Below are 9,981 nucleotides of genomic sequence, written 5' to 3'. Positions count from 1 at the left end.
CACAGACGATGCCATCGTGTGTCATATCCGGTATTAGACCCGGTTTCCCAGGCTTATCCCAGAGTCAGGGGCAGGTTACTCACGTGTTACTCACCCGTTCGCCGCTCGAGTACCCCGAAGGGCCTTTCCGCTCGACTTGCATGTGTTAAGCACGCCGCCAGCGTTCGTCCTGAGCCAGGATCAAACTCTCCAAAAAATGCTTGAAAAGAAGATCTCCAGCTGAAACATAATGTTCAACCAAAGGAATCCGTCAAATATGACGGGGTTGTGCATCATGCACTGGCTTTTAGCACACTGTTGAGTTCTCAAGAAACGGATCGTTCCCCCGTCTCCGGGGCAACCCCTCTAACTTACCCGCTCATCCGCTTCGTGTCCAATCACCCTGTTTGGGGTGTTTGATCACATCACGAATGACTCGTACGGTTGATCAGAGGATGGCCCGGGATCCGGCCGCCTTTCGGCCGCCGCGCACTCCCGGCGCGAAGAGAACATTAGGCAACCGTTCCCCCCTCGTCAAATCGCCGCTCCGCACGCGAATTCGCAGGTCACACCGCCTGCAAAGGCCCGGACCGCCAACATCGCTACGAGACTGTTACCGGCGTCACAACAATTCTTGGTTCCCGCAGGTCGTTGGCGCGCATCAGATCACTCCTGGCGTCCTCCGGGCACCCGGCCGCCTCATATGCCGCAGCCCGCACCTCGAACACCTCCGCCTCACCTGGCTCGATGGCCGCCGCCAGGAAGCAGTCCCCCAGCGCCGCCCGGGCGTCCCCCAGCGCGAGCTGCGCGCGGGCCCGTACCAGATGAACCCGATGTGCCCCGGAAACGGGGTGGCACGGGACGCGAGCCGCGAGGGCCAGGCCGCAGTCGATCACCGCGCGGGCGGCTTCGCCGATGGCCAGCAGGGCCTCGGCGCGGTCCACCCGGAGCTCCTCCGAATAGACCGGGCATTCCCCCAGCTCGATGACCCAGTCGAAATCGTCGATCGCGTCCCGCCAGCGGTTCATGGCCAGGAACGCGCGGCCGCGCACCGCGCGGGCCTCCCATTCGCCGGGGTTGAGCAGGAGCGCCCGTTCGGTGTCGGTCCAGGCGCCCTGCTGGTCGCCGCGCAGGCTTCTGGCGATGGCCCGCGCGATGTACCCGCGCGAGGTCAGCTTGGCGACCAGGGACGCGGTCGCGTCCAGTTCGGCCTCCGCGTAACGGCCGGAGCGCCGCAGCAGCAGCGACCGGCGGTGGTGGGCATCGGCCAGGTCGTCGGGGCCGAGCGGACCGTCGAGCGCGGCGGTCAGCTCGGCCAGGGCGCCCGAATAGTCACGCATCGCGTCGAGCGCGATCCCCCGCCGTAGCCGTACCTCGGGCGTGGCGTCTCCCGCGGCGAGCAGCCGGTTGCACTCGAGAAGGTCGGCCGTCACCGTGCCCAGCCGGGCCACGTCCTGTTCCACGCACATCGTTCCACCTTGTTCACCGTCTGGGAGGGGGTCGCCCAACGGTAGGTGCGCGGCGCGCGGGTTTCTGTGAACGAATACGCAGAACGCTCGGGAGATCTAGCCGGAGACCTCGACGCCGCCGATCGTGCGCTTGCCCCGGCGCAGCACGAGGAACCGGCCGTGCAGCAGGTCCTCGGCGGTCGGCACATACTCCTCGTCGGTGATCTTGGTGTTGTTGAGGTACGCCCCGCCCTCCTTGACCGCGCGGCGTGCCTCGGACTTCGACTTGGCCAGGCCGCTCTCCGCCATCAGATCCACGTACGGCAGGCCGAGCCCCGCCACCTCCGCCCGGGGCACCTCCGACAGCGCGGCCGCCAGCGTGCCCTCGTCCAGGTCGGCGATGGACCCCTGGCCGAACAGCGCGCGCGAGGCCGCCACCACCCGGGCCAGCTCGTCGGCGCCGTGCACCATCGTGGTCAGGTCCTCGGCCAGCGTGCGCTGCGCCTCGCGCGCGAACGGCCGGTCGGCGACCGCCTTCTCCAGCTCCTCGATCTCCTCCCTGGTACGGAAGGTGAACACCTTGAGGAAGCGGACCACATCCCGGTCGTCGGCGTTCAGCCAGTACTGGTAGAACGCGTACGGCGAGGTCAGCGCCGGATCCAGCCACACCGCCCCACCGGCGGTCTTGCCGAACTTGGTGCCGTCGGCCTTGGTGATCAGCTTGCCGGTGAACACGTGCGCGTGCGCGCCCTCGACCCGCCGGATCAGGTCCACCCCGGCGATGATGTTGCCCCACTGGTCACTGCCGCCGAGCTGCAGCGTGCAGCCGTACCGCCGGAAGAGTTCCAGGTAGTCGTTGGCCTGCAGGATCTGGTAGCTGAACTCGGTGTAACTGAGGCCTTCGCCGGCCAGCCGGGCCGAGACCGACTCGCGGGCCAGCATGCGGTTGACCGGGAAGTGCTTGCCGATGTCGCGCAGGAAGTCGATGGCCGACATCCCGGCGGTCCAGTCGAGGTTGCTGACCAGGGTGGCGGCGTTGTCGCCGGTGAAGGAGAGGAACTTCTCCACCTGGACGCGGATCCTGGCCACCCACTCCTCGACGATCTCCTCGGAGTTGAGGGCCCGCTCGGTGCTGCGGCCGCTGGGGTCGCCGATCAGGCCGGTGGCGCCCCCGACCAGGCCGATCGGGCGGTGCCCGGCGCGCTGGAAGCGGGTCAGGATGAGCAGGGTGGCGAGGTTGCCGACGTGCAGCGAGGGCGCGGTGGGGTCAAAGCCCGCATAGACCGTGATCGGACCCTCGGCCAGTGCCGCGCGGAGCGCGTCGGCATCGGTGGTCTGCGCGGTGACGTCGCGCCAGTCGAGCTCATCGAGGATGTCGGTCACGGTTCCAGTTTCCCATTGCTCGTCGGGAGGCGGCCGTTTCCAGCCTGCCTGATCACGAAACCCTATCGCCACTGAATAGTGGAGCTGAAACGTTCACCTCCCGGCAGGGCACGGACATCGGATGTCTGCTGGTTAGAGGACCGTCCGGCGGATGCCGCCAAATCAGCGACCCTCCTGGATAGCGCTTTCCGAAACCTTTCGGTACAAGGTGATAACCCCAGTCCCCCACGTGGAGGGCACATGCGCACACTATCGAAACGCTTCGCGATCATCGGATTGATCGCGCTCGCGGCCGTCTCGACGGGAGTCACCGCACAGGCCGCCGCCCCCGGCTGCCGGGTCGACTACGGCGTCCCGTCCCAGTGGCCGGGCGGCTTCTCCGCCAACGTGACCGTGACCAACCTCGGCGATCCGATCAACGGCTGGCAGCTGGTGTGGTCCTACACAGCCGGGCAGGCGGTCACCAGCGCCTGGAACGCCACGATCACTCAGAGCGGCGGGCAGGTCACCGCGGTCGACGCCGGGCACAACGCCGCGCTGGCCACGGGCGCGACGGCCTCGTTCGGCTTCAACGCGTCCTGGAACAACTCCAGCAACCCGGCTCCGGCGTCGTTCGCCCTGAACGGCACGGTCTGCACGGGTACGGTCCCCAGCCCCACACCCACCCAAAGCCCATCCCCCAGCCCAAGCCCGAGCCAAAGTCCCAGCCCGAGCCCCAGTCCGACGTCGATTCCCGCCGGGGCGAAGCAGGTCGAGGACCTGGACCGGGGCCTGATCAGCGTCAGATCCGGGAGCGCCAACCTGGTCTCCTGGCGGCTGCTCGGCACCGAGGCGTCCGCGACCACGTTCAACGTGTACCGCGGGGGCACCCGGGTGGCCACGGTGAGCAATTCCACGAATTATCTGGACACGGCCGCCGCGGACGCGTCGTACACGGTCAGAGCGGTCGTCAACGGCGCGGAACAGGCCGCCTCCCCCGCGTCCCTCAGATTCACCGGCGGCAACTATCTCGACGTGCCCATCCAGCCGCCGGGCGGAGGAACCACGCCATCCGGCGAGGCGTACACGTATGCCGCGAACGACGCGAGCGTCGGCGACCTGGACGGCGATGGAGACTATGAGTTCGTCCTGAAATGGGACCCCTCCAACGCCAAGGACAACTCCCAGTCCGGCTACACCGGCAACGTCTACGTGGACGCGTACACGCTGACCGGCACCCGTCTCTGGCGTATCAACCTGGGCCGCAACATCCGCGCGGGCGCGCACTACACCCAGTTCCAGGTGTACGACTACGACGGCGACGGCGACGCGGAAGTCGCCATGAAGACGGCGGACGGCACCACTTCCGGCACCGGCCAAGTGATCGGCAGCTCCACCGCCGACTACCGGAACACATCGGGATATGTCCTATCCGGTCCAGAGTTCCTCACCATGTTCGACGGCCGAACCGGCGCGGCCCTCTCCACCGTCAACTACGACCCCGCCCGCGGCACCGTCTCCTCCTGGGGCGACAACTACGGCAACCGCGTGGACCGATTCCTGGCCGGAACCGCCTACCTGGACGGCACAAGGCCCAGCCTGATCATGTCGCGCGGCTACTACACCCGGACCGTGATCGCTGCCTGGGACTTCCGCAACGGCACACTGACCCGCCGCTGGACGTTCGACTCCAACTCCGCGGGCAGCCAGTACGCCGGCCAGGGCAACCACCAGCTGTCCATCGCCGACGTGGACCAGGACGGCCGCGACGAGATCATCTTCGGCGCGATGACGATCAACGACAACGGCTCCCCGCTGTGGAACACCGGCCTCGGACACGGCGACGCGCTACACGTCGGCGACCTCAACCCCAGCAGGTCCGGACTCGAGGTGTTCAAGGTCTCAGAGGAGACGGCCCGCCCGGGTTCGTGGTTCGCCGACGCCCGTACCGGCCAGGTGCTCTGGCAGACGGCCAGCGGCGCGGACAACGGCCGCGGCGTCTCGGCCGACATCTGGGCCGGCAGCCCCGGCGCCGAATCATGGTCCGCCAGCGACACCACGCTACGCAGCGCCACCGGCGCCTCCCTCGGCCGGGAGCCGTCCTCGATCAACTTCCTGGCCTGGTGGGACGGCGACCCGGTACGCGAACTCGTGGACGCCACCCGCGTCGACAAGTACGGCACCAGCGGCGACACCCGCCTCCTGACCGCCTCCGGCGTGCACTCCAACAACGGCACCAAGGCCACACCATCCCTGTCCGGCGACATCCTCGGCGACTGGCGCGAAGAAGTGATCTGGCCAACCACGGCCAACACCGCCCTGCGCATCTACGCGACCACCTCAGTCACCGACCGCAAGATCCACACCCTGGCCCACGACCCGATGTACCGCGTCGCCATCGCCTGGCAGAACACCGCCTACAACCAGCCCCCACACCCAAGCTTCTTCATCGGCGACGGCATGGCCACCCCCGCCAAGCCCAACGTGTACGTCCGCTGACTCCGGATCCGGGTCCGCACGCTCCCCGGACCTAGGTTCGGATCCGCCGCACATGCGGCTTGTACGGCGAGACAGTCCTGTCCCCTTCGTTCCAGAACCGCCACGGGGTCTCGGCTCTCCACCGAGACCCCGGTCTGCGGGCCCGCCTGACGGCCGAGGCGAGCTCCCAGCGGCAAATCACCAGAAAAGGCCGAAGACGATTCGCAGAGCGGTGTCCACCTCGTCGATCTCCTCAGGCGAGAGGCGTCCGGCGAAATCTCCGAGTCGTTGCGGGTCGACGGCGGTTGTCTGGTCGAGGAGAACTCTGGTGGCTTTGCCGTTGAGATCCACAGTGGGCCGGAAGTCGGCTTCCCTCGCGCTCGTTGAGGTGGGCGCGATCAACACGGTGGAGAAGATCTTGAGAAGGTCGGACTGCACCACCACGGCGAAGCGCTCGCCGCGTTGCTCATGGCCTACCGCGTCACGGGGTGCACGCAACCGGTACAGGTCACCACGCACGCAGCTCGTCCAGCTCACGCTGGATCGCTCGGATCTCGGCGCGGTCGTCGGGGTCCGCCGCGATGGCTTCGGCTTGGGCGCGGATGCGTTCGTCGCGGCGTAGACGCCACGCGGCGAGTACAGCGTGGCGGATCGCGGTCTCCGGGCTGTCGCCGTCGACCATGAGGTCGGCCAGAGCGGCTTCCATCTCCGGGTCGAGTTCGATAGTCAGCACCCTCATATCTTCACTGTACGACGGTGCGTCTCGCAGGAGTTCACCCATGTTCGTGAGTGATTCGTTACAGCATGTAGTTGACTATCCCTTTGTGCAGGTGCACTGCTCCCCGGACCTACGCCCGGATCCGCCGGACATGCGGCCTGTACGGCGAGACCGTGCCGTCCCCGTCGATCCAGAACCGCCACGGGGTCTCAGCTCCGGCCGCGACCCCGGTTCTGGGACCGGCTTTGATCGCCCCCTTGATCGCCATGGCGGGTTCGCCTTCCAGCACCCTGACGATCCCCTCGCCGCAGCAGTCGAGCCCGTTGTGCTCCCTGGCGAAGCCGAGCGCGACCGCGAGTCTGGCCGGGCCGCGGGCCAGGTCGCGCTCGGGCACCGGGCGGTCGTTCTCCCGCCGGTACCGGGCGACGTCGACGCCGGAGACGACCTCCCCGGCCCGGAGCAGCACGCCGGAGGCGATGCCTTCCGGGAGGCAGATCAGGTTGGCGCAGAAGTGCATCCCGTACGTGAAGTAGATGTACAGATGCCCCGGCGGCCCGAACATGACGGAATTCCGGTGGGTCCGGCCTCGGAACGAATGCGAGGCGGGGTCCTCGCCCGGTTTGCCGTACGCCTCGGTCTCGGTGAGGCGGACGGCGACCGGCCCGTGCGCGATGATCCGCCCCAGCAGATCGGGGGCGACCTCGCAGGCGGGCCGGTCGAAGAACTCCCGCGGCAGCGGGGTCAGGCGCCGGTCGCCCATGCCGCCTGCGCGTCCACAGCCTCGCGGAGGACGGCGAGCTGGTCCCGCACCCGGTCGGGCGAGGTGCCGCCGAATGCCTTGCGGGCGGCCAGCGCGCCGGGCACGCTCAGCACGTCCCGGACGTCCCCGCCGAAGTGCGGCGAGACCTTGGCCAGCTCCTCGTCGGTCAGCTCGCCGAACTCCTTGTCGTTGACCTGGCACCACACCACCAGGTGCCCGACCGCCTCGTGCGCGTCCCGGAACGCGACGCCCTTGCGGACCAGCAGCTCGGCCAGGTCGGTGGCCAGCGCGAACCCGTCCGAGGCGGAGGTCTCCAGTTTGGCCGTGTTCACCCGCATCGTGGAGACCAGGCCGGAGACCGCCGGAAGGACCAGCAGCAGGGTGTCGACGGCGTCGAAGACCGGCTCCTTGTCCTCCTGCAGGTCCCGGTTGTAGGTCAGCGGCAGGCCCTTCAGCGTGGTCAGCAACGCCATCAGCGAGCCGATCAGGCGGCCCGACTTGCCCCGGGCCAGCTCGGCCACGTCCGGGTTCTTCTTCTGCGGCATGATCGAGGAGCCGGTCGAGTAGGCATCGTCCATCTCGATCCAGCGGAACTCCTGCGACGCCCACAGGACGATCTCCTCGCCCAGCCGGGACAGGTGGATCCCGATCATGGCGGCGCAGAACAGGAACTCGGCGGCGAAGTCCCGGTCGGCGACCGCGTCCATCGAGTTCGCCGCCGCCGCGTCGAAGCCGAGCTCGGCGGCGACCGCCTGCGGGTCCAGCGGCAGCGAGGACCCGGCCAGCGCGCCGGAGCCGAGCGGCGAGATGGCGGCCCGCTTGTCCCAGTCGCGCAGCCGCTCGATGTCGCGGGTGAGCGGATGCACGTGCGCCAGCAGCTGGTGGCCGAACGAGACCGGCTGCGCGTGCTGCAGGTGCGTCATGCCGGGGGCGGCCGTCTCCGCGTGCTGCTCGGCCTGGCTCATCAGCGCCGTCTCCAGCTCCACCAGCCGGGACACGATCGTGCGGACGTGGTCGCGCAGGTAAAGCCGCAGGTCGGTGGCGACCTGGTCGTTGCGGGAGCGCCCGGCGCGCAGCTTGCCGCCGAGCGAGCCGAGCCGTTCGAGCAGGCCGCGCTCCAGCGCGGTGTGCACGTCCTCGTCGGCCACCGTCGGCCGGAAGGCGCCGGACTTGCAGGCTTCCTCCAGATCGTCAATGGCGGCCAGCATGCGGGCCAGCTCGTCGTCCGTCAGCAGCCCCGCCCGGTTCAGCACCCGGGCGTGCGCCCGCGACGCGAGCAGGTCGTAGGGAACCAGCCGCCAGTCGAAATGCACGCTCACCGACAGCCGGGTGAGCGCGTCCGCCGGGCCGCCTTCGAACCGGCCGCCCCAGAGCCGCATCGGCTTCCCCTCAGGACTCACGTGCCGCTCACCCTCTGGTCATCGCGCGAGCGCGTCTCCTGCACCACCGAGTCGTCTCCTCTCACTGTTCAATCCGCGACGATAGCTCATGCCGGAGCCATCGGTGACCTGCGCCCTGGTCCGCCCGGGGCCACGGCACGGGAAAGATCAATTCTGCCCGAGGAGACGCCGGGCCTGCTCGCGCAAAGCTCCCCCAGCGCGTCGAGGAGGCGGTCCCGCCGACCGTCTGTGGAGCCGGCCAGCAGGGCGGCAACAGCACGGGGTTGCGCGTAGTCGAAGACGTCGCGGGCGCGGGACACGGTCATCGCCTCGACCAGGCGCAGGGCGGTGGACGTGCCCAGCGCGGTGAGGCTTCCGGCGGCAACCTGGACGTCCGGTAGGCCTGCAGCAGCTGTCGCAGCAGCTCACGTCCTTGCTCGTGGAGCATCTCCTCCACCCGGCCGTGCGTCAGCGTCGCGCTCGCGGGGTCGGCGAGCTGTCCGATCAGACCGTCAAAGGTCTTCTTCGCGGCCACAAAGCAGTCAGCCGACGTGGCTGTGTCGTACGGTTCCATCGCAGGGCTTCCGGCTGTTCGAGCAGATTGACACCTTCGAACATGACGGCGGAAGAGCCCCGTCACAATCATCGGGCCGGTGAGGACCCGATGCCATCCTCCTCCACCGTCTCACCTCGTGCCGACGCGGCCACCCCGCTTGCGCTCGCTCACCGGGCCATCCCAGCACACCCAAGCCCGCCGATCTGCCGTAACGCCTCAGATCCGTCCGATCACGCTACGACATGATGGGCGTCAACTCGCGAACCGCCCTCTCAGGCCTGGGACGAGCACGTGCGAATACGGTGTAGCCGCTAACGGTGTCCAGCTCGCGTCTCCCCTGATCAGAGGAGGGCCTGCGTCACCGGTCCGTAGCGCGCGGCCGACGCCCCGTTGGTGTACGCCCAGTAGCGGTCGCCGTAGGACCAGTGCCACCACTCGGTGGGGTAGTTGATCAGTCCGACCGTGGTCAGCATCTCGCCGAGGATGCGCCGATGTTCTCTGGCCTCGGCGGAGATTTCGACGCTGGCGGTGTGGCAGTCCTCGGTATCGGTGTCGTTGACCTCCGTGCCCAGCCACAACTCCTTCCCGTCCGCATCGCACAGGGTCAGGTCGACGGCGCCTCCGGTCACATGCGGGGCGACCTCTGGTGGAGAGATGTAGCGGCTGGCCCGCTGGTGGTACCAGACGTCATCGTGGCCCGGGTGGGCTGTCCGGAGCCGGTCGACGTGGGCCTGAAAATACTGTTCCTGCCGTTCCAGCGGCCGGAAGCCTTCGACGACCAGGAGCCGCAGGCCGGGCGGGAGCATGGTTTGCGCGGTTACCAGGAGGTCCACGACGCCGAGGCGAAGGTGGGCGTAGGCGCCTTCCGGGTCGGCCAGGCGCGAATCGAGGCGCAGCGCCTGTACGGTGCGCAGATCGCGCAGGGCTTCGCCGGACTCCTCGATCGGCATCCGGCCGATCGCGGGATCGGAGAGCAGGATCATTTCTGTCCTTATCCAGTCTGGATGGCTTGACGGGCCGCCCGGCCGGAGTCCGGGCGGCCCGTCTGCGCTTGGGCGCGAGAGGGAGATGCGCGGGTGTGCGGCGACCAGGCGTCGCCGGGATTCAGACGGGCTTGGTGCGGGGCTGCTCCCAGCCGCCGGACCCGGAGTCCCAGACGTTCGCCGGACCGTTGAATGCGCCGCCGGACTTGGCGGACCAGGTGAACAGGACGGTGCGCAGGTTCGGGTAGTCGTAGAACACCCCGACATCGGTCAGGCCGTCACCGTTGAAGTCCCCGTTCACGGGCTTGGAGCGAGTCT

11 protein-coding genes and 1 rRNA gene are annotated in these 9,981 nt (G+C 68.4%); 1 reads left to right on the top strand and 11 read right to left on the bottom strand.

Going from position 1 to position 9,981, the window contains the following annotated elements; genetic code table 11:
• The 3 genes from Amac_RS52930 to tyrS form a co-directional block, all read right to left on the bottom strand.
• Nucleotides 1–196, bottom strand: a 16S ribosomal RNA gene (locus Amac_RS52930); the annotation flags it as partial.
• Nucleotides 197–581: 385 nt separating this feature from the next.
• Entirely contained in the window at nucleotides 582–1,448 is an 867-nt protein-coding gene (locus Amac_RS52925; protein WP_155361998.1) for a tetratricopeptide repeat protein, read from the bottom strand.
• A gap of 96 nt (nucleotides 1,449–1,544) precedes the next feature.
• Nucleotides 1,545–2,810 (bottom strand): tyrosine--tRNA ligase, encoded by a 1,266-nt coding sequence (gene tyrS / locus Amac_RS52920; RefSeq protein WP_155361997.1) that lies wholly within the window; start codon nucleotides 2,808–2,810, stop codon nucleotides 1,545–1,547.
• A gap of 240 nt (nucleotides 2,811–3,050) precedes the next feature.
• On the opposite strand from tyrS, the gene Amac_RS52915 reads away from it, so the two are divergent.
• Entirely contained in the window at nucleotides 3,051–5,288 is a 2,238-nt protein-coding gene (locus tag Amac_RS52915) for a rhamnogalacturonan lyase family protein (RefSeq protein WP_155361996.1), read from the top strand.
• Nucleotides 5,289–5,465: 177 nt separating this feature from the next.
• Here Amac_RS52915 and Amac_RS52910 read toward each other — a convergent pair whose 3' ends face one another.
• The 8 genes from Amac_RS52910 to Amac_RS52875 form a co-directional block, all read right to left on the bottom strand.
• Complete coding sequence (locus Amac_RS52910; RefSeq protein WP_155361995.1) at nucleotides 5,466–5,786, bottom strand: type II toxin-antitoxin system PemK/MazF family toxin; 321 nt, start codon at nucleotides 5,784–5,786, stop codon at nucleotides 5,466–5,468.
• Nucleotides 5,776–6,006 carry a hypothetical protein gene (locus Amac_RS52905; protein ID WP_155361994.1) on the bottom strand — a complete coding sequence of 77 codons (231 nt, stop codon included), beginning with the start codon at nucleotides 6,004–6,006 and terminating at the stop codon, nucleotides 5,776–5,778. The genes Amac_RS52910 and Amac_RS52905 overlap by 11 nt, the downstream gene beginning before the upstream one ends.
• A gap of 109 nt (nucleotides 6,007–6,115) precedes the next feature.
• The gene (locus Amac_RS52900) at nucleotides 6,116–6,745 is read right to left on the bottom strand and encodes a DNA-3-methyladenine glycosylase (protein ID WP_155361993.1); all 630 of its coding nucleotides are present in this window, start codon (nucleotides 6,743–6,745) and stop codon (nucleotides 6,116–6,118) included.
• Nucleotides 6,727–8,124 carry an argininosuccinate lyase gene (gene argH, locus Amac_RS52895; RefSeq protein WP_155361999.1) on the bottom strand — a complete coding sequence of 466 codons (1,398 nt, stop codon included), beginning with the start codon at nucleotides 8,122–8,124 and terminating at the stop codon, nucleotides 6,727–6,729. Before argH ends, Amac_RS52900 begins: the two co-directional genes overlap by 19 nt.
• A 107-nt stretch (nucleotides 8,125–8,231) precedes the next feature.
• Complete coding sequence (locus Amac_RS52890; RefSeq protein ID WP_155361992.1) at nucleotides 8,232–8,450, bottom strand: hypothetical protein; 219 nt, start codon at nucleotides 8,448–8,450, stop codon at nucleotides 8,232–8,234.
• Nucleotides 8,447–8,698 carry a hypothetical protein gene (locus tag Amac_RS52885; protein WP_155361991.1) on the bottom strand — a complete coding sequence of 84 codons (252 nt, stop codon included), beginning with the start codon at nucleotides 8,696–8,698 and terminating at the stop codon, nucleotides 8,447–8,449. Before Amac_RS52885 ends, Amac_RS52890 begins: the two co-directional genes overlap by 4 nt.
• A gap of 323 nt (nucleotides 8,699–9,021) precedes the next feature.
• Nucleotides 9,022–9,663: a M15 family metallopeptidase gene (locus tag Amac_RS52880; RefSeq protein WP_155361990.1), complete on the bottom strand. Its 642-nt coding sequence runs from the start codon at nucleotides 9,661–9,663 to the stop codon at nucleotides 9,022–9,024.
• Between the two features lie 121 nt (nucleotides 9,664–9,784).
• On the bottom strand, nucleotides 9,785–9,981 hold a 197-nt coding region (locus tag Amac_RS52875; RefSeq protein ID WP_218041810.1), incomplete at its 5' end, for a hypothetical protein.

This window comes from Acrocarpospora macrocephala (assembly GCF_009687865.1).
GTDB classification, from domain to species: Bacteria; Actinomycetota; Actinomycetes; order Streptosporangiales; family Streptosporangiaceae; genus Acrocarpospora; species Acrocarpospora macrocephala.
The sequence above is the reverse complement of the archived record's forward strand: the minus strand, read 5'-3'. Positions and strand labels throughout refer to the sequence as shown.